The sequence below is a fragment of the Curtobacterium sp. PhB191 genome, from assembly GCF_004346515.1.
Lineage (GTDB): Bacteria > Actinomycetota > Actinomycetes > Actinomycetales > Microbacteriaceae > Curtobacterium.
In genome coordinates this window covers 149,792-176,478 of record NZ_SMBV01000006.1, presented here as the reverse complement: position 1 = coordinate 176,478, position 26,687 = coordinate 149,792, and the positions used below count along the sequence as shown (strand labels likewise).

Genomic DNA, 26,687 nt, shown 5'->3' with positions numbered 1-26,687 from the left:
CGAACACCCGTAAGGAGCACCAAATGGCCGACTACATCGTCGCCATCGACCAGGGCACGACCTCCACCCGAGCGATCGTCTTCGATCACTCCGGCTCGATCATCTCGACCGGGCAGAAGGAACACGAGCAGATCTTCCCGCGCGCCGGGTGGGTCGAGCACGACCCCGCCGAGATCTGGGACAACACCCGCGAGGTGATCGGTCAGGCACTGTCGCGTGCCGACATCACGCGTCACGACGTCGCCGCCGTGGGCATCACCAACCAGCGCGAGACCGCCGTCGTCTGGGACAAGACCACCGGCAAGCCGATCTACAACGCGATCGTCTGGCAGGACACCCGCACGCAGTCGATCGTCGACAAGCTCGCCGACGGTGACACCGACCGCTACAAGGCCATCGTCGGCCTCCCGCTCGCGACGTACTTCGCCGGCACCAAGATCATGTGGATCCTCGAGAACGTCGAGGGTGCGCGTGAGAAGGCCGAGGCCGGGGACCTGCTCTTCGGCACCACCGACACCTGGGTCCTCTGGAACCTGACCGGTGGCGTCGACGGCGGCGTCCACAAGACCGACGTCACGAACGCGTCCCGCACGCTGTTCATGGACCTCGAGACGCTCCAGTGGCGCGACGACATCCTCGCCGACTTCGGTGTGCCGAAGTCGATGCTCCCCGAGATCGTCAGCTCCTCCGAGGTCTACGGCCACGTCGAGTCGTCCAACCTGCTCCGCGAGGTCCCGATCGCGGGCATCCTCGGCGACCAGCAGGCCGCGACCTTCGGCCAGGCGGCGTTCGACCAGGGCGAGTCGAAGAACACCTACGGCACCGGCAACTTCCTCATCTTCAACACCGGTACCGAGATCGTCCGCTCCGAGAACGGCCTGCTCACCACCGTCGGCTACAAGCTCGGCGACCAGGAGACGCACTACGCACTCGAGGGCTCGATCGCCGTCACGGGTTCGCTCATCCAGTGGCTCCGCGACAACCTCGGTCTCATCGGCAGTGCCCCGGAGGTCGAGGCACTCGCCAAGACCGTCGAGGACAACGGCGGCGTGTACTTCGTGCCGGCGTTCTCCGGGCTGTTCGCGCCGTACTGGCGTCCGGACGCTCGCGGTGCCATCGTCGGTCTGACCCGCTACGTCAACAAGGGGCACATCGCACGTGCGGCCCTCGAGGCGACGGCGCTGCAGACCCGCGAGGTCCTCGACGCGGTGAACGCCGACTCGGGCGTGGACCTGACCGAGCTCAAGGTCGACGGCGGCATGACCGCCAACAACGAGCTCATGCAGTTCCAGGCCGACATCCTCAACGTGCCGGTGGTGCGTCCGGTCGTCGCCGAGACGACGGCGCTCGGCGCGGCCTACGCGGCCGGCCTCGCGGTGGGCTTCTGGGCCAACCTCGACGAGCTCCGCGCCAACTGGCAGGAGGACAAGCGCTGGGAGCCGCAGCTCGACGCTGCGGAGCGCGAGCGCACGCTCCGTCTCTGGAAGAAGGCCGTCACGAAGACCTTCGACTGGGTCGACGAGGACGTCCAGTAGCGACGCACGCGCACGCTGACCGCGTGCACTGAACGCACCGACGGGAGGCCCGGTGCCGGTTCCTGGAACCGGCACCGGGCCTCCCGTCGGTTGCGTCTCCTACGCGTCGGTCGCGGTCGGGACCGCGATCCAGTCCGCCAGCTTGCGGGTACCGGCGCCGGAGTCGATCGCCTCGGCGGCCACTGCGAGCTGCTCGCGGAAGCGCTGCAGGATCGGTCGGTCGGACTCGGCCGGGTCCTGCGCCAGACGGAAGGAGACCAGTCCCGCTGCGGCGTTGAGCAACACGATGTCGCGTACCGGGCCCGTCTCCCCCGACAGCACGCGGTGCACGACGGCCGCGTTGTGCTCGGGGTCACCACCGAGCAGGTCCTCGGTGCCTGCACGTGCGATGCCGAGGTCGCGCGGGTCGAGGTCGTGCTCGATGATGCGCCCGCCGGTGACCTCCCAGATGTGGCTGTGGCCGGTGGTGGTGAGCTCGTCGAGGCCGTCGTCCCCGCGGAACACCAGGGCGGTCGCGCCGCGGGTCTGGAACACGCCCGTGATGATCGGCACGAGGTCGAGCTGCGCGACGCCGACGGCGTTCGCTTCGCACCGTGCGGGGTTGACGAGCGGCCCGAGGAAGTTGAACACCGTGGGTACACCGATCTCGCGGCGGACCGGCCCGGCGTGGGCGAAGCCCGGGTGGAACGCGTTGGCGAACGCGAAGGTCAGTCCGACACGCCGGAAGGTGTCCGCGACACGCGCGGCGTCCATCGTGAGATCGAGCCCGAGTGCGGCGAGCACGTCGCTCGAACCGGACTTCGACGAGCTCGCCTTGTTGCCGTGCTTCACGACGGGCACCCCGGCGGCGGCGATGACGATCGCCGCCATGGTCGAGACGTTCACGGTGCCGACGACGTCCCCACCCGTCCCGACGATGTCCAACGCCATCGGGTCGACGTCCAGCGGAACGGCGGCGTCGAGGATCGCGTCGCGGAACCCGACCACCTCGTCGACGGTCTCGCCCTTCGCACGGAGCGTCACGGCGAACGCGGCGATCTGTGCCTGGGTGGCGCGCCCGTGCACGATCTCCTCCATGGCCCATGTGGATTGCCTGATCGTCAGGTCCTCGCGCGCCATGAGCGCGCTGATCACTGCAGGCCAAGAGAGTGCGTCAGGCATGGCTCGATCGTAGTGAATTCGAGAGACCCGCCAGTCTCCTGCGAAAACACTGTCTGGGGTTTCGGCCATAATGGAGGACGTGACTAGCACCCCTCTCTCCAGATCCGCCAGCGGTCCGGCCCTGAACAGGCCGAACGCCGTTGCCGTGGGGACGATCGTGTGGCTGGGCAGCGAGGTCATGTTCTTCGCCGGCCTGTTCGCGATCTACTTCACGCTGCGCAGCACGTCCCCCGAGCTGTGGGCGGCCGAAACCTCCAAGCTTGAGGTGCCCTTCGCCTCGGTGAACACGATCATCCTGGTGCTGTCCAGCTTCGCGTGCCAGTTCGCCGTGTTCGCTGCAGAGCGCTTCCAGGTGCACCGCACGAGCTGGAACCCGCGCCACTGGGGCATGACGGAGTGGTTCTTCGTCACCTACGCGATGGGCGCGATCTTCGTCTGCGGCCAGATCTTCGAGTACGCCAACCTCTGGCACGAGGGCGTCACGCTCTCCTCCAGCGCCTACGGCTCGGCCTTCTACATGACGACCGGGTTCCACGGCCTCCACGTCACGGGTGGCCTCATCGCCTTCCTGCTGACGCTCGGCCGCGGCTTCGCCGCGAAGAACTTCGGTCACAAGGAAGCGACCACCGCCATCGTCGTGTCGTACTACTGGCACTTCGTCGACGTCGTGTGGATCTTCCTCTTCGCCGTCATCTACCTTCTCAAGTAGGAACTGGACACCCCCGAGCACATGTTCAACAGAACCAAGACCAAGAAGGGCCGCCGTTCACCGATGGCGACCGTCTCGCTCATCGTCGTGGGCCTCATGACCACCGGCGGTGCGTACGCGCTCTTCAGCTCCACGGCCAACGCCGACGACAGCACGAGCACCGTCGCGGCGACCAGCCAGTCGAAGGTCAACGAGGGCCAGAAGCTCTTCGCCTCGAACTGCGCGACCTGCCACGGCCTCTCCGCCCAGGGCACGAGCGAGGGCCCGTCCCTCATCGGTGTCGGCGCCGCCTCGGTCGACTTCCAGGTCGGCACCGGCCGCATGCCGATGGCCGCCCAGGGTCCGCAGGCCGAAGAGAAGCCCGCGCAGTTCACGGACGAGCAGGTCGACGCCCTCGCCGAGTACGTCGCCTCGCTGGGCCCCGGCCCGGCCGTCCCGTCCACCGAGCTCACCAACGGTGAGGACGGCGACGCGGCCGAGGGGGCCGAGCTCTTCCGCATCAACTGCGCCATGTGCCACAACGTGGCCGGCGCCGGCGGTGCCCTGACCGAGGGCAAGTACGCACCGAACCTGTCGACGGTCTCGGGCAAGCACATCTACGAGGCGATGCAGACCGGCCCGCAGAACATGCCGGTCTTCAACGACCTGAACCTCACGCCGGAGCAGAAGGCCGACATCATCACGTACCTCAAGTACGTGCAGGACAACAAGTCGCCCGGCGGGTTCGCACTCGGCTCCCTGGGCCCGGTGGCCGAGGGTCTGTTCATCTGGATCTTCGGACTCGGCGCGGTCGTCGCGATGACCGTCTGGCTGACCGCGAAGTCCAACTGATCGTCCGTGTCGAACGACACTGAAGGGAACACCATGGCAGAGCACGACGACGAGACGCTGAACTCGTCCTCGGCTGTCGAGAAGCACGGCACGACCACCTCCCCCGGGATCGCGGTGCTGCCCACCGACCCGTTCGAGAACCCGGGTGAGCCGCCGCACCGCGCGCGCCGCACCGACGTCGACCCGAAGAAGCAGCGCCTGGCCGAGCGTCAGGTCGCGACCTTCTTCTACCTCTCGATCGTCGGCAGCGTCCTCTCGATCGCGGCCTACGTCGCGTTCCCGATCGACTCGAACGACTTCGGGACGGTCCGCACCGCGAACCTCTTCCTCGGCCTCTCGATTGCCCTCGCGCTCATCGCGCTGGGCCTCGGCGCGGTCTACTGGTCGAAGTCGCTCGTCGTCGACCGCGAGATCACCGAGCTCCGCCACGGCACCCGCGGCACGGACGCGACGCGCGCCAAGGCCGTCGAGGCCTTCCAGCTGGCCGACAAGGAGTCCGGCTTCAGCCGTCGCAAGCTGATCCGCAACTCGATGATCGGTGCGCTGGCCGCGTTCCCGCTGCCGGGCATCGTCCTGGTCCGCGACCTCGCTCCGGCCGAGGACCCGAACGAGCTCCTGCGCCACACCTTCTGGAAGCAGGGCCTGCGCCTGACGAAGGACCCGACGGGTCTGCCGATCAAGGCCTCGGACGTGACCATCGGTTCGGTGTTCCACGTCATCCCGGACGGCATGCTCGACTCCGAGCACATGCTCGAGGAGAAGGCCAAGGCCTCCGTCCTCCTCATGCGTCTCGACCCGAAGGACCTCAACCCGTCCAAGGGCCACGAGAACTGGGGCTACGACGGCATCGTCGCGTACTCCAAGATCTGCACCCACGTCGGATGCCCGGTCGCGCTCTACGAGCAGCAGACGCACCACCTGCTGTGCCCGTGCCACCAGTCCACCTTCGATGTCTCGAACAACTGCGAGGTCATCTTCGGTCCGGCCGCACGCCCCCTCCCCCAACTTCCGATCGCGATCGACGACGACGGCTACCTGGTTGCCCAGAGCGACTTCCACGAGCCGGTCGGACCGTCCTTCTGGGAGCGTGAACGCTGATGACCAGCACCCCCACCACCACGGCACCGAGCAGCACGGCCAACAAGCCGGCTCCGGAGCGCGGATCCCGCATCATCGGCGGGGTCGCCAACTACATCGACGAGCGCACCAGCATCTCGGGGCTCGTCAAGGAAGTCGGCCGGAAGATCTTCCCGGACCACTGGAGCTTCATGCTCGGCGAGGTGGCGCTGTACAGCTTCGTCGTCGTCCTGCTCTCCGGCACGTTCCTGACGTTCTTCTTCCAGGCCTCCATGGCCGAGGTCGTCTACAACGGCTCGTACGTCCCGCTCAAGGGTGTCGAGATGTCGACGGCGCTCCAGTCCACGCTGGACATCTCGTTCGACATCCGCGGCGGGCTCTTCGTCCGCCAGGTCCACCACTGGGCAGCCCTGCTGTTCGTGGCGTCGATCATGCTGCACATGGCCCGCGTGTTCTTCACCGGTGCCTTCCGCAAGCCGCGTGAGCTCAACTGGGTCTTCGGCTTCCTGCTCTGGGTCCTCGCCATGGGTGAGGGCTTCACCGGCTACTCGCTCCCCGACGACCTGCTCTCCGGAAACGGTCTGCGGATCATCGTCGGCATGATCGAGGGTGTCCCGGTGATCGGCGTCTGGATCGCCTACCTGCTCTTCGGTGGCGAGTTCCCGGGCACCGACATCGTGGGCCGCCTCTACACGCTGCACATCCTGCTGCTGCCGGCGATCCTCGTCGCGGTGCTCGGTGTCCACCTCGTGCTCGTCGTGATCAACAAGCACACCCAGTTCGCCGGCCCGGGCAAGACCAACGACAACGTCGTCGGTGTCCCGATCCTCCCGGCGTTCGCCGCCAAGGCTGGTGGGTTCTTCTTCATCGTCGCGGGCATCATCGCCCTCATCGCGTCGATGTTCACGATCAACCCGATCTGGAACTACGGCCCGTACGACCCCTCGCCGGTCTCCGCCGGTACCCAGCCCGACTGGTACATCGGCTTCGCCGACGGCGCACTGCGTCTGGTGCCGCCGCACTGGGAGGTCGTGTGGTTCGGCTACACGGTGTCGTTCAACATCCTGGCGCCCATCGCGGTCCTGGTGCTGCTCATCCTCGCGATCCTGCTGTACCCGTTCCTCGAGTCGTGGATCACCGGCGACAAGCGCGAGCACCACATCCTGGACCGCCCGCGCAACGCCCCGACCCGCACGGCGATCGGTGCCGCCGGCATCACGCTCTACGCCAGCCTCTGGGCTGCGGCGTCGTCGGACATCATCGCGACCCACTTCCTGGTGTCGATCGAACACGTGATCCACGTGATCCAGGCAACGACGGTCCTCGGCCCGTTCGTCGCCTTCTGGATCACGAAGCGCGTGTGCCTCGCACTCCAGAAGAAGGACCGCGAGATCGTCCTGCACGGCTACGAGTCCGGTCGCATCGTCCGACTCCCCCACGGTGAGTACATCGAGGTGCACGAGCAGCTCGACGAGTACGAGCGCTGGAAGCTGCTGCAGTTCAACGAGTACAAGCCGCTCATGATCCGCCCGAACGCCAAGGGGCAGATCACCGTGGTCCAGAAGGCCCGTGCGAGCGTCTCCCGCTTCTTCTTCGAAGACCGCATCGAGCCGGTCTCGAAGGCCGAGCTCGAGGCAGCGCACGCCGCCCACCACGGCCCGGACCTCGAGGGCAGCCACCAGGCCCCGCAGGTCGAGGAAAAGCACTAAGCACGACGACAGGAACCCCCGCCACCACGTGGCGGGGGTTTCTTCGTGCGATGGGCGAAACGCCGCCCCCAGTTCACGGCTGGTTCACCGACACGTGCTGGACTCATCCAGGACGGTGTGGCAACGTGTTGCACCACGCATCCGCCAACGGAATGAGACCCCGATGGACAGCCGGACGGCCGAACACCCCAGGCCGAACCACTTCCTCCTCCACCTCAGCGACACCCACCTCGTCTCCGGCGACGGTGATCTGTACGGCGGGGTCGACTCCGCCGCACGGCTCACCGAGATCGTCGCGGACATCGAAGCATCAGGCACCCGGCCGGAAGCGATCGTCGTCACCGGCGACGTGGCCGACAAGGGCGAACCGGGTGCCTACGCCCGCGTCCGCGAGATCGTCGAGCCAGCTGCCCGCCGGATCGGTGCCCAGGTCATCTGGGCGATGGGCAACCACGACGAGCGCGGCGCGTTCCGTCAGGAGCTCTTCGGGTTGCACCCCACCGACCGTCCGGTCGACTTCGTCTACGACGTCAACGGTCTGCGGGTGATCACTCTCGACACGAGTGTCCCGGGCCACCACCACGGCGAGGTCTCCCCCGAGCAGCTCGACTGGCTGGCCGAGGTCCTGTCCGAGGCTGCGCCGCACGGCACCATCCTGGCGATGCACCACCCGCCCGTGCCGAGTGTGCAGGACCTGACCGTCCTCGTCGAGCTCCGCGACCAGCATGCCCTGGCCGAGGTCGTCGAGGGCAGTGACGTCCTGTCGATCATCGCCGGACACCTGCACTACTCGACCAGCGCGGTCTTCGCGGGCATCCCCGTGTCGGTCGCCAGTGCCACGTGCTACACGCAGGACCTCACCGAGTTCCAGGGCGGCACGCGTGGGCGGGACGGCGCGCAGTCGTTCAACCTGGTGCACGTGTACGGCCACAACGTCGTGCACTCGGTCGTCCCGATCGGGCACTACTCCACGGTCGGCGAACCCGTTTCGGCCGTCGAGACCGAGGCCCGACTCGCAGCGCACGGGGTCACGATCCCGCCCGCGGTCGAGCCGGCTCCGGTGACCTCGAGCATCCCGGTCTTCACGCTCGACTCGGTGCCGGTCTCCCCCGTCCACCGGTAGGTCGCCGCACTTCGTGAGCAGCAATGGTCGGGTCCGCAGTGCGGACCCGACCATTTGTGCTCACCATGTGCGGTGGGCGTGCGCGGGGGCGGACGGGAGGCGCGTGGCGGGGCCGCTACGGGCCTCCCGTCCGGCCACCGGTCACCACCCACCGCGAGACGTGCGTCGAGCGGTCAGCTTGCGTCGTCTGACGGCGTGGGCGCCGACAGGCCGCGACCGGTCGGCGGTCGGCGACGGGGCGGGGCGGTCGGGAGGCGCGTGGCGGGGCCGTCCCGGCCCTCCTGTCCGGTGAAGGGTCACCACGCACCGCGTGTCAGGCGTCGAGCGGTCAGCTCGCGTCGCCTGACGGCGCGGGCGCCGACAGGCCGCGGCCGCTCGGCGGTCGGCGACGGGGCGGGGCGGGGCGGTCAGGCTCGCCCGGAGCCGTGGCTGGGCTTCGGCTCCGGGCTCGCGGGCTCGCCCGGAGCGCGTGGCTGGGCTTCGGCGCCGGGCTCGCAGGCTCGCCCGGAGCGCGACAGCAGAACGCTGGCGCGTTCTAGACGCTGTCGCGCTCCCACGGCGCGGGGAAGGGGAAGTAGCGCTCGAGGAAGTCGGTCACGCGCTGCGTCCGCTCCTCGTCGCTGACCTCCGGGAAACTGCCGTCGTTCAGGCAGAAGAAGTCCGCGTTCCGCTTCTTGAGCAACTCGTCGAGCGACCGCAGCCCGGACTGCATCGTGGTGTCGATGTAGCGGACGTCGGCGTTCTCCTGCGTGATCGCCCGACCCGTGAGCAACGAGTAGTAGTGGTAGAGCGAGTTGGTCACCGAGATGTTCTCGGCAGCACGGAAGCGCGACGCCGCCGTGGCACGGAACTCGTCGGCGAACTCGTGCTCCATCTCCGTCATGATGGACGACCGGAGCGGGGTGGGCGCATGCTCGAGGTGCCTGGTGGTGACCGCACCGAACCGCTGCTGCAACAGGCGACGGTTGACCCGCGCGGAGTTCTCGAACCCACTGCGCGCGGCGTTGTTCACGCCGAGGCCGATGCGGGTGGTGGCGAGGATGAACTTCGACACCGACCCCGGGCTGAAGAACACCGAGGGGTCGACGGTGCGGCCGAAGAACATGTCGTCGTTCGAGTAGATGAAGTGCTCGCTGATGCCCGGGATGTGGTGCAGCTGCGACTCGACGGCCTGCGAGTTGTGCGTCGGCAGCACGGACGGGTCGGCGAAGAACTCCTCACTGCGCACGATGCGGACCTTGGGGTGGTCGGCGAGCCAGTGCGGAGCGGGTGAATCGGTGGCGATGTAGATCTGGCGGATCCACGGTGCGAACGTGTGCACCGAGCGGAGTGCGTACTTCAGCTCGTCGATCTGGCGGAACCGTGCGGGGGCGTCGTCGCCCTCGCCCAGGACGGCCGTCGCCTGCGCTGCCTGGCGGGCGCGCTGGTACTCGATGGCGTTGCCGTCGACCCACGAGAAGACGATGTCGATCGGGAACCGTATGTCGGAGACGTGGTCGTCGAACATGTGCTCGACGGTGCGCCAGGTGCGGCCGTAGCGCTCGATGTCGACGAGCACGAACTCGTCGACCGGCAGGCTGCGGCGCATCAGCGCGTTCTCGACGGGCGCGAGCACCTCGGTGTCGGTGAGTCGCCAGAACTCGAGCTGCACGCTCGTCTCGGCGCCGTAGCGCAGGCGCCCGAGGGGCTCGAGACGCGGACGGAAGACGCGCAGCACCGGCTCGTCGACCGGCCCGAGACCGTCGTCCTGCACGAGCACGGCCGGTTCGCCCGGCGGCTTCGCGTAGAACGGTTCGTTGACGGCGGCGGCCATGACGGCGCTCTCGGCACGCTGCCGGTCCCGCTCGTCGATCGCGATGACCGGACGCTCGTCGTTGCCGCGGATGAGCAGGTGGTCGACGTCCGCCTCGGTCAGCGCGTCGTCCAGGAACAACAGGTCCTCGATCATCGACTGCTGCGGCGTCAGGTGGCCGTTGAGCAGCGTCAGTCGCCCCTTGCGGACGACGACGTCGGGCCGGTCGAGACCGCCGGAGGACGGTCGAGGGGTCAGCAGAGGACTCTCGGTCACCGGCTCGGTCTCGTCGTTCATCCATGCCCTTCGGGTCGTGCTGCCGGGTCCTGTACCCGACCCTGCGATCCTACCGTCCGCCCGCCCGGTCGGTTCCGCAGGCGGTCAGCGGAGCCGGTCAGGAGGCCCGGGGTGCGTCCGCCTCGCGCGGCACCTTGACGGCGATGCCCACCACGATGAACAGGGCGGCAGCCAGGATCTGCAACGCGGCCCACACCTGGCCGGGGATCGGCACCGTGACCAGTGGGTTCCAGCAGACGGCGACGGCGGCCATCAGCACGGCGGCCCACCACGTCTTCCCGCGCACCGCGAAGACGAGCACGATGAGGGACAGCACCGTGATGCCCCAGCGGGCGAAGACGAAGCCGGACGAGTCGATGATCGCGACGCAGGCGAGCAGGACGATCGCGGCGATGAGCGACGGCGCGAGTGCCGGCCGGGTGAACCCCGGGGTGGCACGGGTGTTCGTCGTCCCCGCGGTCGGTCGGACCGGTGCGGCGGGCGCGCCGTTCTGCGACGACCCCACCGGGGGTCGTCCCTTGCGGGCAGCCATCAGGCGGGGGCCTCGTCGAGGTCGATGGCCGTGAAGGACCGGGACATCGGCGGGAGACCCCGCACACGCTCGAGCGCGGGGACCAGCTCGCCGAGGTAGGCCCGGTAGCCCTCGTCGGTGAGGTGCAGGCCGTCGTCGGTGAAGCGGTCGTCCAGGTGGTCGCCGTCGGCCAGCGCGGGCCAGGCGTCGAGGTACTGCGCGTGGCAGGTCGCGACGAACTGCCGCAGGTGCCGGTTCGCCTCCTCGATCTTCGCCGTGTACTCGGCCTGGCGGGGCAGGACGGAGACGAGCAGCAGGCGGACACCGGGCAGCTCGCGCCGCAGGGTGACGAGGATCGTCTCGACGTTGCGGACGACGTGTTCGGCGCTCGCGCGGTGGTTGCCGAAGTCGTTCGTGCCGATCAGCAGCACGATCACCTCGGGCTGTTCGGCGACGACCGCGTCGAGCCGTGCGAGCACGCCGTCCGTCGTGTCGCCGCTGATGCCCTGGTTCAGGGTCTGCTCGTCGGGGAGCCAGCTGTCCCACGACCCCTGGGCCGTGATGCTGTCCCCCAGGAACAGGACGGGACTGCGTTCCTCGGTCATGCTGCCTCCTCGTTCGCCGGTTCCGGACTCCCATTGTGCTGGGTCCGGTTGCGCTGCGTCGACTCGGTGTTGTCCGACTCGCGCTCGGCGGCCGCGGTGATGCGCTCGACCATGCCGGGGAAGATGATCCCGTGGAAGGGCAGGATCCCGTACCAGTACAGCCGTCCGGGCAGGCCCTGCGGGAAGTAGATCGCCCGCTGGTGGTAGTCGCTGCCGCCCTCGGGGTTCGGGGTCACGGTCATCTCGAGCCAGGCGCGCCCGGGTGACTTGAACTCGGCGCGGAGCCGCAGGTAGTGACCGCGCTCGAGGCGTTCCACGCGCCACCAGTCGAGGGCGTCGCCCTGCTCGAGTCGGTCCTGGTCACGACGACCACGGCTGAGCCCGACGCCGCCGGCGACCTTGTCCATCCAGCCGCGGGCGACCCAGGCCAGCGGGAACGAGTACCAGCCGTTCTCGCCGCCGATCGACTCGACGACGCGCCAGACGTCCTCCGCCGAGGCGGTCGAGTGCCGCTTCCGGTCGTCGACGTAGACGGTGTGGCCGGCCCAGTCCGGGTCGGTCGGCATCGGGTCGGCCGAGGCGCTCGACAGGGTGGCGCTCCGCCAGCTCGTCTGCACCTCGCCGGAGCGCATCTTGTTCAGTGCGAGTCGGACCGCGCGGCGGTACGAGGTGAGCCCGCCCTCGGGCTGCGGGACGACGTCGTCGATGTCGTGCTCGCGCTGGACGCACTCGAACTGCAGCGATTCGATGATCGGCGTCGCGAGCTTCCGCGGGATCGGGGTGACGGCGTTGAACCAGTGTGCGGCGAGGCGCGGGGTGAGCACCGGCAGGACCGTGATCGGGCGCTGCCGCAGCTTCGCCTCGACCGCGTAGCCGTTGAGCATCTGCCCGTAGCGCAGGACGTCCGGCCCGCCGATGTCGAAGGTGCGGTTGACGTCGGCGGGGACGTCGAGCGCCGCGACCAGGTAGTACAGGACGTCGCGCACGGCGATCGGCTGGATGCGGTTGCGCACCCACCGCGGTGCGGGCATCCACGGCAGGACGTCGGTCACGTGCCGGATCATCTCGAACGAGGTGCTGCCGGAACCGATGACGACGCCGGCCTGGTAGGCGATCGTCGGCACGCCGGAGTGGAGCAGGATCTCCCCGACCTCCTTCCGGCTGCGCAGGTGCTTCGACAGGTCGCCGTCGGGGTGCAGGCCGCCCAGGTAGACGAATCGGCTGACGCCGGCACGCTTCGCCTCGTGCGCCATCGTCTCGGCCGCCTGCCGTTCCGCGGACTCGAAGTCGCCGTCGGCACCCATCGCGTGGGCGAGGTAGTACACGGCCTCGACGCCGTCGACCGCGGCGCGGACCGCGTCGGCGTCCTGCAGGTCTCCTTCGGCGACGTCGACGTCGCTGCTCCACGGGACGTCCTGGAGCTTCCGGGGGTTGCGCACGAACACGCGCACGGAGTGTCCGGCTTCGAGGAGACGGGGGACGAGACGACCGCCGATGTACCCGGTGGCGCCGGTGACGAGGACCTGCATGCCCGGAACGCTACGCGGCACGCCTGACGGGTAGGCTTGCCGGGTGGACAACGCAGCCTTCCCCGTCACCGCCGATGCCGTCCGCGGCCTCATCGACCACGCGATCCTGAAGCCCGAGCTCACCCGCTCGGACGTCGACGCCCAGCTCGACGAAGCCGCCGCGTACCGGGTCTTCAGCGTGTGCGTCCGGCCCAGCGACGTCGCCTACGCCGTCGAGCGTCTCCGGGGCACCGGCGTCGGCGTCGGGACGGTCATCGGCTTCCCGCACGGCACCACGTCCACCGCGGCCAAGGTCGCCGAGTCGCTGCAGGCCCTCGCCGACGGCGCCTTCGAGCTCGACATGGTGCAGAACATCGGCGCCGCGAAGTCCGGCGACTGGGAGCGCGTCGAGCAGGACGTCCGCGCCGTCGTCGACGCCGCCGGGTCCACCGTCGTCAAGGTGATCCTCGAGACCGCGTTCCTGACCGACGACGAGATCGTCGCAGCCTCGCGTGCCGCGCAGTCCGCCGGTGCCGCGTTCGTGAAGACCTCCACCGGGTTCGCCGGCGGCGGGGCGACGACCGAGCACATCGCGCTGATGCGCCGCACGGTCGGAGCCGACACGGGCGTCAAGGCCTCGGGCGGTGTCCGCGGGCTCGACACCCTGCTCGAGATGGTCGACGCCGGGGCCAACCGCATCGGCACGAGTGCGTCCGCGCGCATCCTCGACGAGGTCGCGCACCGCGTCGAGACCGGCGCCGCGTCTTCGCAGGGCGACGACACCAGCTCCTACTGACCCACCGCGACACGACCTGATCCACCGCACGACGACCTGACCCGACCGACCCACCACCTGCCAGGCCGGGGCCCACCGGACGCGACGCCGCGTCCGGGAGCCGCCCCGGGCCTCCAGACCGCCGCATCGGAGCGCGCATGTCCAGCACCGCACCCCAGTCCCCCGCCCTCGCACTCGCCGTCGACCTCGGCGGCACCAAGGTCGAGGCCGCGCTCGTCACCGACCAGGGCGTCGTCCTGCCGGGCACGCGCTTCCGCAGCCCCACCGGGCCGCAGCGCACGTCCGACGAGCTGCAGGCAGCCGTCGACGAGGTCGTGACGAGCGCGCTCGCCACGGTCCCGACCGACGCGACCCTGGTCGGCGTCGGGGTCGGCTCGGCCGGCCCCGTCGACGAGGAGCACGGCCTCGTCTCCCCGCTCAACATGCCGGTGTGGCGCGGCCACCCGCTGCGCGACCGCATCGCCGCGCTCGTGCCCGAGGGCGTGCCGGTCACGCTGCGCATGGACGGCCTGGCGATCACGCTGGCCGAGCACTGGGTCGGTGCGGCCCAGGGGTACGACCACGTCATGGGCATGATCGTGTCGACCGGCGTCGGCGGTGGCCTCATCCTGCACGGCCGCACCGTCAGCGGCCCGACCGGCAACGCGGGGCACATCGGGCACGTGGAGTGTGGCGGCTACGACGATCCGTGCGCGTGCGGCGGCACCGGCTGCCTGGAGGCGATCGCCAGCGGCCCGAAGACGGTTGCCTGGGCGCAGCGCCAGGGGTTCGACGGGTCCACCGGCGAAGAACTGTCGGCGGCGTACGCGGCCGGCGACGAGATCGCGGTCGCCGCGGTCAAGCGCAGCGGCCGGGCGCTCGGGCAGGCGATCGCGGCGGCGACGAGCCTCGTCGACCTCGAGGTCGTGGCGATCGGCGGCGGGTTCTCCCACGTCACGCCGGACCTGTTCGAGTACGCACGCGAAGCGGTGGCGGAGCGCGTCGAGTTCGGGTTCGTGACGAAGGTACGCATCGTGCCGACGGCGCTGTCGCAGGACGGCCCGCTCATCGGCGCCGCGGCACTCGTGCACCGCGCCGACGTCCTGCGCTGAGCGCGAGCGGCCCGCGCCGTGGAAGTGACCGGCGACGGCCTGGAGGCGCGGTGCGGGCCCGCACGGGCCTCCAGGCCGGTCCGCGGCTTGTCCACAGGCATGTCGGTCGCGTGCGCAGGTCGGGCAGGATGTGCGGGTGCCCCGCCCGCGACTGCTGACCAGTGACGACTGGCCGGAGCCCGAGCTGCGTGCGGCGGTCCTCGCCGGCGAACTCGTCCCAGTCGGACCGTGCTGGGCCTCCCCTGCCGAGCCGCAGACGCCGTCGTTGCGTGCCGCCGCTGCCGCCTGGGTCCTGCGGGATGGGCGGCTGATCGCCTGCACCCTGACGGCCGCGTGGATCTGGGGTGCGGCGTCCAGACTGCCGGCGCCGCTCGAGGCCTGCATCCCGCCGCAGGTCCGAGTGCACGTCGGGCCGGACGTGCGCCTGCGGGAGGTCCGGATCCAGGCTGACGACAGCGTCGTCCTCGGAGGGCTGCGGGTCACGATGCCGGCGCGGACCGCGGTCGACCTGCTCCGGATGCCGGGCCTCTCGGCCGGCGCGTTCGGGGAGGCCGAGGCGACGGCCGTGCACGGGCTGCTGGCGATCGGGGCGGTCTCCGCGGCCGAACTGCAGGTGCGGCTGAGCGCCCTCGGGACGATCCCGATGGTGCGGCAGGCCGAGCGGCGGTTGCGGGGGCTGCAGGACGCCGCTGGGGCCGCTGGGGGCGCTGGGGGCGCTGTCCGGTAGTGCGTCGCGGGTGCGAGCGGTCACAACACCCCGCTCGCGTCCGCCGAGTGGTCGCGAACTGTCGGACGGCGGGGCCGCAGCCGACGGTTCGTGACCGGTCGACGGGGCACGCGCGACGAGTCACGACCGGCGGATGGTCGGGCGTCGGCCGGACGTCGGCCGGACGTCGGGCGGGAGGCGCGGGGCGGGGGCGCCACGGGCCTCCCGTCCGGAGCGTGCGAGCGGTCAATACACCCCGCTCGCGTCCGCCGAGTGGTCGCGAACTGTCGGTCGGCGGGGCCGCAGCCGACGGTTTGTGACCGGTCGACGGGGCCCGCGCGACGTGTCGCGACCGACGGATGGTCGTGCCGCGCGGGGCACTGCCGCGGCGGTGGCCGTGCTCAGCCGGCGCTGACGCGGTAGACGTCGTAGACGGCGTCGATGCGTCGGACCGCGTTCAGCACCCGGTCGAGGTGGATGGTGTCACCCATCTCGAACACGAACCGACTGAGCGCCAACCGGTCGGACGAGGTCGAGACCGTCGCCGACAGGATGTTGACGTGGTGGTCGGTGAGCACCCGGGTGACGTCGCTGAGCAGCCCCGACCGATCGAGCGCCTCGATCTGGATCTGCACGAGGAACACCGACTTCGACGACGGGGCCCATTCGACCTCGATCATCCGGTCGGGCTCGTTCATCAGGGACTTGACGTTCGTGCACGACGACTGGTGCACCGAGACGCCCTGCCCGCGGGTGATGAACCCGACGATCTGGTCGCCCGGCACCGGCGTGCAGCACTTCGCGAGCTTCACCAGGATGTCCGGCGCACCGCGCACCAGCACGCCGCTGTCGCTCGTGCGCAGCTGACGGCTCGTGACCTGCCGCGGGAACGTGAGCTCCGGCTCGTCGGTCTCCGTGTCGCTCTGGACGCTTCCCAGGACCTTCTCGATGACGGACTGCGTCGAGACGTGCCCCTCGCCGACCGCGGCGTACAGGGCCGAGACGTCGTCGTAGCGCATCGACGAGGCGACCTCGGCGATGGTGTCCTGGCTCATGATCCGCTGGAGCGGCAGGTTCTGCTTGCGCACGGCCCGGGCGATGGCGTCGCGGCCCTGCTCGATCGCCTCTTCGCGGCGCTCCTTGGTGAACCACTGCTTGATCTTGTTGCGCGCCCGCGGGCTCTTGACGAACTTCAGCCAGTCCTGCGACGGACCGGAGTCGGGGTTCTTCGACGTGAAGATCTCGACGACGTCGCCACTCGACAGCGAGCTCTCGAGCGGGACGAGGCGACCGTTGACCTTGGCGCCCATGGTGCGGTGCCCGACCTCGGTGTGCACGGCGTACGCGAAGTCCACCGGGGTGGCGCCGGCGGGCAAGCCGATGACCTTGCCCTGCGGCGTGAAGACGTAGGTCTCCTTCGCGCCGATCTCGTAGCGGAGCGAGTCGAGGAACTCCCCCGGGTCGCTCGTCTCGGCCTGCCAGTCGGTGATGTGCGCGAGCCACGCCATGTCCTGGTCGTCGGTGGTCGACGAGGTCCCGACGTCTCGGCCGGCGGCACGCTGCTTGTACTTCCAGTGCGCGGCGACACCGAACTCGGCGCGCTGGTGCATCTCGTGCGTGCGGATCTGGATCTCGACCGGGCGCCCCTGCGGCCCGAGCACGCTGGTGTGCAGCGACTGGTAGAGGTTGAACTTCGGCGTCGCGATGTAGTCCTTGAACCGGCCGGGCAGCGGTGTCCACCGCGCGTGCACCGAACCGAGCATGGCGTAGCAGTCGCGCACCGTGGGCACGAGCACCCGGATGCCGACGAGGTCGTAGATCTCGTCGAACTCGCGACCCCGCACGATCATCTTCTGGTAGATCGAGTAGTACTGCTTCGGCCGCCCCATGACCTCGCCGCGGACCTTCGCGGCCTTCAGGTCCTTCTTGAGCGTGCCGATGACGTTCTGGACGAACTGCTCGCGCTTCGGCTGCCGTTCCTTGACCAGGCTGTCGATCTCGACGTAGAGCTTCGGGTGCAGGACCGCGAAGGACAGGTCCTCGAGCTCGAGCTTGATCATCTGGATGCCGAGCCGGTGCGCGAGGGGCGCGTAGATCTCGAGCGTCTCCTTCGCCTTGCGAGTGGCGGAGGTGGACTCGACGAAGCCCCAGGTGCGGGCGTTGTGCAGCCGGTCGGCGAGCTTGATGACCAGCACGCGGATGTCCTTCGACATCGCGATGACCATCTTGCGGACCGTTTCGGCCTGGGCGCTGTCGCCGTACTTGACCTTGTCGAGCTTCGTGACGCCGTCGACGAGCATGGCGATCTCGTCGCCGAAGTCGACCTGCAGCTGGTCGAGCTGGTAGTCGGTGTCCTCGACCGTGTCGTGGAGCAGCGCGGCGGCGATCGTGATCGGCCCGATGCCCAGGTCGGCCAGGATCTGGGCGACCGCGACGGGGTGCGTGATGTACGGCTCGCCGGACTTGCGCTTCTGACCGTCGTGCGCGCGCTCGGCGACGGAGTACGCGCGCTCGATGAGCGTGACGTCGGCCTTGGGATGGTGCGAGCGCACCGTGCGGATCAGGGTGTCCACGGCACCGGCCGGCTGGGCGCGGGAGAACAGGCGCGGCAGCAGCGACCGGAGGGAACCGAGGTTGCCCGTCGTGTTCGGTCCGAGGGGGCTGGTCGGCCGCTGGGCGGAGCCGGGGCGGCTCGGCGCGGACGGCTCTTCGCGGGTGTCCGTCATGATGCGCCTCCCAGGACTCGGTCCGAGAGCTCGATCCGAGCTCGATCCGCCAACACTACGCGTGTCCGGTCAGTGCTCGTGACCCGGTTCGCCCTGGGCGTCGCGGACCACCGGTGCTCCGGACTGCTCCCAGGCGACCATGCCGCCGGTCAGGTTGACCGCGGAGACACCGGACTGTTCGAGAGCCGCCACCACCCGGGCCGAACGAACACCCGAGTGGCAGACGATGATCGCCGGTTCGTCGCCGCCGTCGATCTCCTGCCAGCGGTTCACCAGCTCGGACATCGGGACGAGCGTGGCCTCGGGAGCGTGGACCTCGTCCCACTCCCCCTGCTCACGGACGTCGAACAGCCGCGACCCCGACTCCAGCCGACGACGCGCCTCGGCGACGTCGACCTCGGTGATCTCGATCGGCATCAGGCGGTCGCCTTCGCGTCGGCGTCGGCGTCGACCTCGCGCTGGCGCTTCTCTGCCGCCTGGATCTTCTTGGCGTCGGCCTGCTTGATCTTCGGCTCGTTCTCGCGCAGCTGGGCGTACATCGGCGACGCGATGAAGATCGTCGAGTAGGTACCGACGATGATGCCGATGAACAGTGCCAGCGAGATGTCGCGGAGCGTGCCGGCACCGAGCACGTACGACCCGATGAACAGGATCGCCGCGACCGGCAGCAGCGCCACGACCGAGGTGTTGATCGAGCGGACGAGCGTCTGGTTCACCGCGAGGTTCACCGACTGCTTGAACGTGCGGATCGACTCCTGCGCGGTGTTCTCACGCACCTTGTCGAAGACCACCACGGTGTCGTAGAGCGAGTACCCGAGGATCGTCAGGAACCCGATCACCGCCGCGGGCGTGACCTCGAGCCCGACGATGCCGTAGACACCGGCCGTGATCAACAGGTCGTGGACCAGCGCGGCCATCGCGGAGAGCGACATCTTCCAGGTCCGGAAGTACAGCGTCATGAAGACGGCGGCCAGGGCGAGGAAGATCACCAGACCGCGGATCGCCTGGGCGAGCACGTCGGCACCCCACGTGGCACCGATGAACGTCGCCGCGACCTGGCTCTCCGGCACGTCGTACGCCTCGGCCAGGGCGTCCTGCACCTCGGTCGTCTGACGGTCGGTGAGCTGGCCGGTCTGCACGCGGATGCCGTGCGTTCCGAGCTGGGAGACGCGCGGGATCTCGTCCGAGACGACACGCTCGACGGTGTCCGTCGCGATGCTCTGGTCGGTGTTCTCGACGTCCGACAGGGTGAACTCGGAACCACCGGTGAACTCGATGCCGAGCTGGTACCCGCCGCGCAGCCACGGGGTGGCGAGCGAGATCACGATCATGATGAGCGCGATGAGGTACCAGGTCTTGCGTCGTCCGATGATGTCGTACGACCGCTTCCCCGTGTAGAGGTCGCTACCGAACTGGCTGAAGCTGGCCATCAGTCGTCCTTCCCGTCCGGCGTCGAGCCGTTGTCGCCGGAGGCCTGCTGGGCCTTCCGTTCCGCGATCGTCTGTCGGCGCTGCGCCTCACCGGCACTGCGCTGGCGCTTGCCGTCCACCACGGGGGCGCGGAACTGCGCACGCCCCTTGTAGACCGCACCGAGCGCCGCTGGGTCGAGCCCACTGAACTTGTGCCCCTCGCCGAAGAACCGGGTGCGGGAGATGAGCTGCATCATCGGGTGGGTGAAGAGCGCGACCACCACGATGTCGATCAGCGTCGTGAGGAGCAGCGTGAACGCGAAGCCCTTCACATCGGCGACCGCGAGCACGTACAGGGTGACGGCAGCGAGGAAGTTCACCGCGTCGGACGCCAGGATCGTGCGGAGTGCGCGCTTCCAGCCGGACTCGACCGCACTCTCGAGCGCACGACCGTCGCGGAGTTCGTCACGGATGCGTTCGAAGTAGACGATGAACGAGTCCGCCGTGATGCCGATCGCGACGATCAGACCCGCCACACCCGCCAAGGACAGGCGGTAGTCGACGCGCCACGACATGATCGCGATGACCAGGTAGGTCAGGACGGCTGCCACCCCGAGCGAGAGCACCGTGACGAACGCGAGCGCCCGGTACTGGATGACGGAGTAGATGATCACCAGGCCGAGGCCGATCAGGCCCGCGACGAGACCACCGATGAGCTGCGCCGTTCCGAGCGTCGCCGAGATGTTCTCGTTCGACTGCACCTGGAAGTTGATCGGCAGCGCACCGTACTTGAGCTGGTCGGCGAGCGTCTTCGACGACTCGGCCGTGAACGAGCCGGTGATCTGCGCCTTGCCGTTGGTGATGGCGGAGTTCGTGGACGGGGCCGTGATGACCGAGCCGTCCAGCACGATCGCGAACTGGTTCTGCGGTGCCTGCAGCGAGACGAGGCGGTTCGTGACGGTGCGGAAGTCCTTCGTGCCCTGGCCGTCGAAGGTCAGGTTGACGGCCCACTGGCCCGTCGACGTGCCCTGCGAGTCGGTGGCCAGACCGGAGGTGGCGTTGCTGATGTTCGCACCGGAGACCTCGACCGGGCCGAGGATGTACTTCGACGCACCGTCGGCGTCACACGTGACGAGGGGCTCGTCGTCCGGCGCCGAGGTGACGTCGTCCGGAGCCGCGCAGTTGTAGTTGGTGTACAGGTCCTGCAGCGCCGGGGTGATCCAGTTGACGTCGCTGGCGTTCGTCGGCTTCGCGCTCGGCGTCGCTGCGAGCGATGCGGGCGGCGAGTACGGCGTCGGCGAGGCGGTGGACTTCCCGTCGTCACCGACGGCGGAGTTCGTCGCGGCCTCGGTGAAGAGCACGGGGCGGAACGTCAGCTTCGCCGCTGCCTCGATGCGGTCGATCGTGGCCTTGTCGGGCCGACCGGGGATCGACACGACGATGTTGTTCGCACCCTGCGTGTTGATCTCGGTCTCGGAGACACCGGTGGCGTTGATGCGCTGGCGGATGATCTCCACCGCCTGCTGCAGCTGCTGCGAGGTGACCGAGTCGCCCTCGGTGTTCTGCGCCGCGAGGGTCAGCTGCGTGCCGCCCTGCAGGTCGAGTGCGAGCTCCGGTACCCAGCTCGCGCCCTGGTACCACTTGTCCGTGTCGTCCTTCGAGCTGCCGGCGAGGATCGTCGCGGCGGTGTTCAGGCCGGCGAGGATCGCCATCAGGATCACCAACCAGGTGAGCGAGCGCAGCGCCTTCTTGACGGGTGTCGATCGTGCCACCGGTCGTCTCGTCTTTCTGTTCAGGACCGTCGGCGCTCAGGCACGACGGCAGAGGGAAGCCGCCGGGTCAGACGACCCGGCGGCCGAGGGCGTCAGTCGTCGGACTTGCGCTTCGAGTCGGTCTCGTCGAGGCGGTCGTTGTCGACCCGCTCGCCGTAGACCGGCTCCCCGTTGAGTTCGGCGACGGGCTTGGCCTCGTCCTCCGGCGTCGCGGTGGTCTCGATGTCGGAGGCGCTGTCGTCGACGACGCGCGACAGGGTCTGGCGGTGCACGGTGACGACGGTGCCGGGGGCGATCTCGACGTCGGCGGTGACCTTCTCGTCGTCGACGGAGAGGAGCGTGCCGTACAGGCCGAAGGACAGCATCACGCGAGCACCCGGCACCATCTTGGTGGCGAGCTCGCCCTGCTGCTTCTTGCGCTTGCGGCTGTTGTAGAACATGAAGGCCGCGAACGCCACGACGATGACGATGAGGATGACTTCTTGACCCATGATGCAGTTGCCTTCTCTGGTTGCTCGGTTTCGGGCCGTAGCAGTCTAGGGCACGCCACTGTGCGTGGCATGTCACCCGACCGATCGGCCGCTAGTCGGTGGTGTCGGTGTCGTCGAACAGGCCCGGGAGCGGCCCGACGCCCTGCCCTGGGGTGAGGCCGAGGTGCCGCCACGCGACCGGGGTCGCGATGCGGCCGCGCGGGGTTCGCGTGACCAGACCGACCCGGACGAGGAAGGGCTCGACGACCGACTCGATGGTCTCGGACTCTTCTCCGACCGAGACCGCGAGGGTGTTCAGCCCCACCGGTCCGCCGTCGAAGCGGGTCAGCATGATCTCGACCACGGCGCGGTCGAGGCGGTCGAGCCCGAGCTCGTCGACGTCGTACAGATCGAGTGCACCCTGGACGGCCGCCATTCCGTCGGTGGTGCGGTGCACGAGGGCGTAGTCGCGGACCCGGCGGAGCAGCCGGTTCGCGATGCGCGGGGTGCCCCGGGAACGCCCGGCGATCTCCCGCAGCGCCGATCGGTCGATGTCGAGCTCGAGCAGGTGCGCGGCGCGGATCAGGACCTGTTCGAGTTCGTCCTTCTCGTAGAACTCGAGGTGCGCCGTGAAGCCGAAGCGGTCGCGGAGCGGGTTCGGCAGCAGGCCGGCGCGGGTGGTGGCACCGACCAGGGTGAACGGCGCGAGGTCGAGCGGGATGCTCGTCGCGCCGGCGCCCTTGCCCACCATGACGTCGATCCGGAAGTCCTCCATCGCCAGGTAGAGCATCTCTTCCGCCGAGCGCGCCATCCGGTGGATCTCGTCGATGAACAGGACCTCGCCCGGCACGAGCGACGACAGGACGGCAGCCAGGTCGCCCGCGTGCTGGATCGCCGGACCGCTCGACATCCGCAACGGACGCCCGGTCTCGTGCGCGACGATCATCGCCAGCGTGGTCTTGCCGAGGCCGGGAGGACCCGCCATCAGGATGTGGTCCGGGGTGCGGTCCTGCATGCCCGCGGCTTTGAGCAGCAGGTCGAGCTGCCCACGCACCTTCCGCTGGCCGACGAACTCGTCGAGCGACCGCGGCCGGAGTGCACCTTCGAACGCGAGTTCTTCCTGCGACTCGGCTCCGGCGGACGTGATGCCGCTCATCGACCGGCACCGGCGGGCCGGAGCGCACCGAGCGCGGCGCGGAGCAGCGCCTGCGTGCCCATGGCCGCGGCCCCTGGCTCGTTCGCGACGGTCTCGTCGACGGCGGTCTGTGCTGCGTCCTCGCGCCAGCCGAGGCCGATCAGTGCGGAGACGACGTCGGTCGCGGCCGGGTGGGCAGCAGTGCCGCGGCCGGCGGTGACGACGGCGGCCTGCTCGAACGCGGCGAGCTTGCCGGTGAGCGCGAGGATGATGAGCTTCGCGGTCTTCGGGCCGATGCCGGAGACCTTGCGGAAGGCGCCGTCGTCGTCCTTCGCGACGGCGTTCGCGACCTGCGACGGGTCCATGTGGGCCAGGACGCCCATCGCGGACTTGGGCCCGACACCCGTGACGCTGCGCAGCAGGTCGAACACCTGGAGGGCGTCGGTCGACTCGAAGCCGAAGAGCAGGTGCTCGTCTTCGCGCACGATCATCGCGGTGCGCACGAACACCTCGGACCCGTGGCGCATCGTCAGCGCGTGGGCCGGGGTCACGGTGACGGCGTACCCGACTCCCCCGGCCTCGATCACCACGCCGGAACCGGCGATGTCGATGCAGGTACCCCGGAGACTCGCGATCATGCCCCGAGCCTACGGCCGCCCACCGACGCGGCCGACGAGCCACGCGGTCGGGCCGCGGCAGCGGCCGCACGGGCGAGCGGGGAGTCGACGGTGCCGCCCTGTGCGTCGCGCCACGCGCGTTGTGCCGGGGTGAGGTTCGTGGCACGTTCACCGGCGACGTCCGGTGATCCGAGCCTCCAGGCATGGCACACGGCCAGCGCGAGCGCATCGGCGGCGTCGGCCGGCTTCGGGGCCTCGGCCAGACCGAGCACGCGCGCGATCATGGTCTGCACCTGGCGCTTGTCGGCGTTGCCGTAGCCGGTGACGGCCGCCTTGACCTCGGACGGCGTGTGCAGGCCGACGGGCAGCCCGCGGGCCGCCGCGGCGTGCAGCGCGAGCCCGGCCGCCTGGGCGGTGCCCATCACGGTGCGGACGTTCGCCTGCGCGAACACACGCTCGACGGCGACCGCGTCCGGGTGGTGCTCGTCGATCTCGGCGGCGATGCCGTCGGCGATGCGGAGCAGCCGCTGTTCGAGCGGCATGTCCGCCGGGGTGCGCACGACCGTCACGTGGACGAGCCGTGCGCGCCGGTTCGGTGCGACCTCGACGACGCCGACGCCGCACCGGGTGAGCCCGGGGTCCACCCCGAGCACACGGAGCACGGCTACTCGCCCTCGTCCTCGTCGAGCTCGGCCTGGACGTCCGCCGGCACGTCGAAGTTGGCGTAGACGTTCTGCACGTCGTCGCTGTCCTCGAGCGCGTCGATCAGGCGGAAGACCTTGCGGGCGGTCTCGGCGTCGACCGGCACCTTGAGGCCGGGGACGAACTCGGCGTCGGCCGAGTCGTAGTCGATACCGGCGTCCTGCAGCGCGGTGCGGGCCGCGACGAGGTCGCTCGCCTCGGTGATGATCTCGAAGCCGCCGCCCTGGTCGATGACGTCCTCGACACCGGCGTCGAGCACGGCGGTCATGACGGTGTCCTCGTCGAGGCCGTCGGTCTTCGTGACCGAGATGACGCCCTTGCGCGAGAAGTTGTAGGCGACGCTGCCCGGGTCGGCCATGGTGCCACCGTTGCGGGACATCGCCGTCCGGACCTCGGCCGCTGCGCGGTTCTTGTTGTCGGTGAGGCACTCGATCAGCATCGCGACGCCGTTCGGGGCGTAGCCCTCGTACATGATCGTCGTGTACTCGATCGACTCACCGGTCAGGCCGGCACCGCGCTTGACGGCGCGGTCGATGTTGTCGTTCGGGACCGAGGTCTTCTTGGCCTTCTGGATCGCGTCGACCAGCGTCGGGTTGCCCGACAGATCGGCGCCGCCCATCTTCGCGGCGACCTCGATGTTCTTGATGAGCTTGGCGAACGACTTGGCACGGCGGCCGTCGATGACGGCCTTCTTGTGCTTGGTCGTCGCCCACTTGGAATGCCCGGACACGGTTCTCCTTGCGTCTTGCGGAAAGTCGGGGTCAGTTTACCCAGCCGGGAGGCCCGGCGCCGCCCCGCCCCGCCGGTGCGGGCACGCAGGCGGCCGGGCCCAGGGCCCGCGGGCGGTCGTGCCCAGAGCCCGGGGGCCGCGTCAGGCGCTGCGCACCATGGCGAGGAAGCGGCGGTGGAAGCGGTCCTCGCCGGCGACCTCGGGGTGGAACGCACTGGCGAGGACGTTGCCCTGCTGCACCGCGACGACCTGCCCGTCCGCCAGCGCGCCGAGGACCTGGACGCCGGGGCCGTGCTGCTCCACCACCGGGGCACGGATGAAGACCGCGTGCACCGGGGCGTCGCCGAGCTCGGGCATCGGGACGTCCACCTCGAACGAGTCGTTCTGGCTGCCGAACGCGTTCCGTCGCACCGTGGTGTCGAGCACGTCGAGGGTCTGCTGGCCGCTGATGCCGTCGGTGATCCGCGACGACAGCATGATCATGCCGGCGCACGTGCCGTACGTCGGCAGGCCGTCGCGGATGGCAGCAGCGAGGGGCTCGGCGACGCCGAACGACCGGGACAGCTTGTCCATCACGCTCGACTCGCCGCCGGGGATCACGACGCCGTCGAGCGCCGCGATCTCCTCGGGTCGACGGAGGGGCACCACGTCGGCGCCGAGCTCCGTCAACGAGGCGATGTGCTCGCGGAAGTCACCCTGCAGCGCCAGGACCCCGATGCGGGGCCGGGCACTGCTCGTCGTGCTACCAGCCACGCTCGGCGAGGCGGTGCGGCGCGGGGACGTCGGCGACGTTGATGCCGACCATCGCCTCGCCCAGACCACGCGAGACCTCGGCGATGACCTTGGGGTCGTCGTGGAAGGTGACGGCCTTGACGATCGCCGCGGCACGCTTCGCCGGGTCGCCGGACTTGAAGATGCCGGAGCCGACGAACACGCCGTCCGCGCCGAGCTGCATCATCATCGCGGCGTCGGCCGGGGTGGCGACGCCACCGGCGGTGAAGAGCACGACGGGGAGCTTGCCGGTGCGGGCGACCTCGCGCACGATCTCGAACGGCGCCTGCAGTTCCTTGGCGGCGACGTAGAGCTCGTCTTCCTTGAGGTGGCGCAGCGCCGCGATCTCCTTGTTGATCGTGCGGATGTGCTTCGTGGCCTCGGACACGTCACCCGTGCCGGCCTCGCCCTTGGAACGGATCATCGCAGCGCCCTCGGTGATGCGACGGAGCGCCTCGCCCAGCTCGGTGGCACCGCAGACGAAGGGCGTGGTGAAGTTCCACTTGTCGATGTGGTTGACGTAGTCGGCGGGCGAGAGCACCTCGGACTCGTCGATGTAGTCGACGCCGAGCTCCTGCAGGATCTGCGCCTCGACGAAGTGGCCGATGCGGGCCTTCGCCATGACGGGGATCGACACGGCGGCGATGATCTCCTCGATCATCGACGGGTCGGACATGCGGGCGACGCCGCCCTGTGCGCGGATGTCGGCGGGGACACGCTCGAGGGCCATGACCGCGGTGGCGCCGGCTTCTTCCGCGATGCGGGCCTGCTCGGCGTCGACGACGTCCATGATGACGCCGCCCTTGAGCATCTCGGCGAGGCCGCGCTTGACGCGGTCGGAGCCGGTGATCGAGGTGCCAGGGGTGCCGGAGGTGCTGGTGCTGTCGCTCATGATGCCGATCAG

The 26,687-nt window shown here is 69.6% G+C and carries 25 protein-coding genes; 9 read left to right on the top strand and 16 right to left on the bottom strand.

Annotated elements, in window-relative coordinates; all coding sequences use genetic code 11:
* The first annotated feature begins 23 nt into the window (after window positions 1-23).
* Window positions 24-1,535 (top strand): glycerol kinase GlpK, encoded by a 1,512-nt coding sequence (gene glpK / locus EDF48_RS11625; RefSeq protein ID WP_111084025.1) that lies wholly within the window; start codon window positions 24-26, stop codon window positions 1,533-1,535.
* Window positions 1,536-1,634: 99 nt separating this feature from the next.
* On the opposite strand, the gene trpD is transcribed toward glpK, so the two are convergent.
* Complete coding sequence (gene trpD / locus EDF48_RS11620) at window positions 1,635-2,696, bottom strand: anthranilate phosphoribosyltransferase (protein ID WP_131880104.1); 1,062 nt, start codon at window positions 2,694-2,696, stop codon at window positions 1,635-1,637.
* Between the two features lie 70 nt (window positions 2,697-2,766).
* On the opposite strand from trpD, the gene EDF48_RS11615 reads away from it, so the two are divergent.
* The 5 genes from EDF48_RS11615 (at window position 2,767) to EDF48_RS11595 (ending at window position 8,145) form a co-directional block, all read left to right on the top strand.
* Window positions 2,767-3,405, top strand: coding sequence for a heme-copper oxidase subunit III (locus EDF48_RS11615; RefSeq protein WP_111084027.1), 639 nt, complete (start codon window positions 2,767-2,769; stop codon window positions 3,403-3,405).
* A 21-nt stretch (window positions 3,406-3,426) separates the two neighbouring features.
* Window positions 3,427-4,236 carry a cytochrome c gene (locus EDF48_RS11610; protein ID WP_123294420.1) on the top strand — a complete coding sequence of 270 codons (810 nt, stop codon included), beginning with the start codon at window positions 3,427-3,429 and terminating at the stop codon, window positions 4,234-4,236.
* Between the two features lie 33 nt (window positions 4,237-4,269).
* Entirely contained in the window at window positions 4,270-5,334 is a 1,065-nt protein-coding gene (locus tag EDF48_RS11605) for a Rieske 2Fe-2S domain-containing protein (RefSeq protein ID WP_111084029.1), read from the top strand.
* Window positions 5,334-7,022 (top strand): ubiquinol-cytochrome c reductase cytochrome b subunit, encoded by a 1,689-nt coding sequence (locus EDF48_RS11600; protein WP_131880102.1) that lies wholly within the window; start codon window positions 5,334-5,336, stop codon window positions 7,020-7,022. Before EDF48_RS11605 ends, EDF48_RS11600 begins: the two co-directional genes overlap by 1 nt.
* A gap of 163 nt (window positions 7,023-7,185) precedes the next feature.
* Window positions 7,186-8,145, top strand: coding sequence for a phosphodiesterase (locus EDF48_RS11595; RefSeq protein ID WP_131880100.1), 960 nt, complete (start codon window positions 7,186-7,188; stop codon window positions 8,143-8,145).
* A gap of 535 nt (window positions 8,146-8,680) precedes the next feature.
* Here the strand turns inward: EDF48_RS11595 and EDF48_RS11590 are convergent.
* The 4 genes from EDF48_RS11590 to EDF48_RS11575 form a co-directional block, all read right to left on the bottom strand.
* Window positions 8,681-10,234 (bottom strand): stealth conserved region 3 domain-containing protein, encoded by a 1,554-nt coding sequence (locus EDF48_RS11590; RefSeq protein WP_131880098.1) that lies wholly within the window; start codon window positions 10,232-10,234, stop codon window positions 8,681-8,683.
* A 97-nt stretch (window positions 10,235-10,331) separates the two neighbouring features.
* Entirely contained in the window at window positions 10,332-10,766 is a 435-nt protein-coding gene (locus EDF48_RS11585) for a DUF6804 family protein (RefSeq protein WP_207913255.1), read from the bottom strand.
* The gene (locus tag EDF48_RS11580) at window positions 10,766-11,350 is read right to left on the bottom strand and encodes a GDSL-type esterase/lipase family protein (protein WP_123294424.1); all 585 of its coding nucleotides are present in this window, start codon (window positions 11,348-11,350) and stop codon (window positions 10,766-10,768) included. The genes EDF48_RS11585 and EDF48_RS11580 overlap by 1 nt, the downstream gene beginning before the upstream one ends.
* Complete coding sequence (locus EDF48_RS11575) at window positions 11,347-12,879, bottom strand: SDR family oxidoreductase (RefSeq protein WP_123294425.1); 1,533 nt, start codon at window positions 12,877-12,879, stop codon at window positions 11,347-11,349. The genes EDF48_RS11580 and EDF48_RS11575 overlap by 4 nt, the downstream gene beginning before the upstream one ends.
* 43 nt (window positions 12,880-12,922) lie before the next feature.
* Between EDF48_RS11575 and deoC the strand changes: the two genes are divergently transcribed.
* From deoC to EDF48_RS11560, 3 genes are all read left to right on the top strand, one after another.
* Window positions 12,923-13,654, top strand: a complete 732-nt coding sequence (gene deoC, locus EDF48_RS11570) for a deoxyribose-phosphate aldolase (RefSeq protein ID WP_131880096.1) — start codon at window positions 12,923-12,925, stop codon at window positions 13,652-13,654.
* A 137-nt stretch (window positions 13,655-13,791) separates the two neighbouring features.
* On the top strand, window positions 13,792-14,745 hold the full coding sequence (locus tag EDF48_RS11565; RefSeq protein ID WP_123294427.1) for an ROK family protein: 954 nt from the start codon (window positions 13,792-13,794) through the stop codon (window positions 14,743-14,745).
* A 136-nt stretch (window positions 14,746-14,881) separates the two neighbouring features.
* On the top strand, window positions 14,882-15,472 hold the full coding sequence (locus EDF48_RS11560; protein WP_207913254.1) for a type IV toxin-antitoxin system AbiEi family antitoxin: 591 nt from the start codon (window positions 14,882-14,884) through the stop codon (window positions 15,470-15,472).
* Window positions 15,473-15,852: 380 nt separating this feature from the next.
* Here the strand turns inward: EDF48_RS11560 and EDF48_RS11555 are convergent, their stop codons facing one another.
* The 11 genes from EDF48_RS11555 to pdxS form a co-directional block, all read right to left on the bottom strand.
* Complete coding sequence (locus EDF48_RS11555) at window positions 15,853-18,177, bottom strand: bifunctional (p)ppGpp synthetase/guanosine-3',5'-bis(diphosphate) 3'-pyrophosphohydrolase (RefSeq protein WP_228505676.1); 2,325 nt, start codon at window positions 18,175-18,177, stop codon at window positions 15,853-15,855.
* A 69-nt stretch (window positions 18,178-18,246) separates the two neighbouring features.
* Entirely contained in the window at window positions 18,247-18,594 is a 348-nt protein-coding gene (locus EDF48_RS11550) for a rhodanese-like domain-containing protein (protein ID WP_131880094.1), read from the bottom strand.
* Entirely contained in the window at window positions 18,594-19,607 is a 1,014-nt protein-coding gene (gene secF, locus EDF48_RS11545) for a protein translocase subunit SecF (protein ID WP_131880092.1), read from the bottom strand. Before secF ends, EDF48_RS11550 begins: the two co-directional genes overlap by 1 nt.
* Window positions 19,607-21,358 (bottom strand): protein translocase subunit SecD, encoded by a 1,752-nt coding sequence (gene secD / locus EDF48_RS11540; protein WP_123292812.1) that lies wholly within the window; start codon window positions 21,356-21,358, stop codon window positions 19,607-19,609. Before secD ends, secF begins: the two co-directional genes overlap by 1 nt.
* Before the next feature lie 92 nt (window positions 21,359-21,450).
* A complete protein-coding gene (locus EDF48_RS11535; protein ID WP_111084040.1) occupies window positions 21,451-21,849 on the bottom strand; it encodes a preprotein translocase subunit YajC in 399 nt (132 codons plus the stop codon).
* A gap of 91 nt (window positions 21,850-21,940) precedes the next feature.
* On the bottom strand, window positions 21,941-22,984 hold the full coding sequence (gene ruvB / locus EDF48_RS11530; RefSeq protein WP_111084041.1) for a Holliday junction branch migration DNA helicase RuvB: 1,044 nt from the start codon (window positions 22,982-22,984) through the stop codon (window positions 21,941-21,943).
* A complete protein-coding gene (ruvA, locus tag EDF48_RS11525) occupies window positions 22,981-23,601 on the bottom strand; it encodes a Holliday junction branch migration protein RuvA (protein ID WP_111084042.1) in 621 nt (206 codons plus the stop codon). The genes ruvB and ruvA overlap by 4 nt, the downstream gene beginning before the upstream one ends.
* Window positions 23,598-24,242, bottom strand: a complete 645-nt coding sequence (gene ruvC / locus EDF48_RS11520; RefSeq protein ID WP_111084043.1) for a crossover junction endodeoxyribonuclease RuvC — start codon at window positions 24,240-24,242, stop codon at window positions 23,598-23,600. The genes ruvA and ruvC overlap by 4 nt, the downstream gene beginning before the upstream one ends.
* Before the next feature lie 2 nt (window positions 24,243-24,244).
* On the bottom strand, window positions 24,245-25,012 hold the full coding sequence (locus EDF48_RS11515; RefSeq protein WP_111084044.1) for a YebC/PmpR family DNA-binding transcriptional regulator: 768 nt from the start codon (window positions 25,010-25,012) through the stop codon (window positions 24,245-24,247).
* A 141-nt stretch (window positions 25,013-25,153) separates the two neighbouring features.
* Entirely contained in the window at window positions 25,154-25,765 is a 612-nt protein-coding gene (gene pdxT, locus EDF48_RS11510; protein ID WP_131880090.1) for a pyridoxal 5'-phosphate synthase glutaminase subunit PdxT, read from the bottom strand.
* Window positions 25,755-26,675 carry a pyridoxal 5'-phosphate synthase lyase subunit PdxS gene (gene pdxS / locus EDF48_RS11505; protein WP_123292809.1) on the bottom strand — a complete coding sequence of 307 codons (921 nt, stop codon included), beginning with the start codon at window positions 26,673-26,675 and terminating at the stop codon, window positions 25,755-25,757. Before pdxS ends, pdxT begins: the two co-directional genes overlap by 11 nt.
* Between the last annotated feature and the right edge of the window lie 12 nt (window positions 26,676-26,687).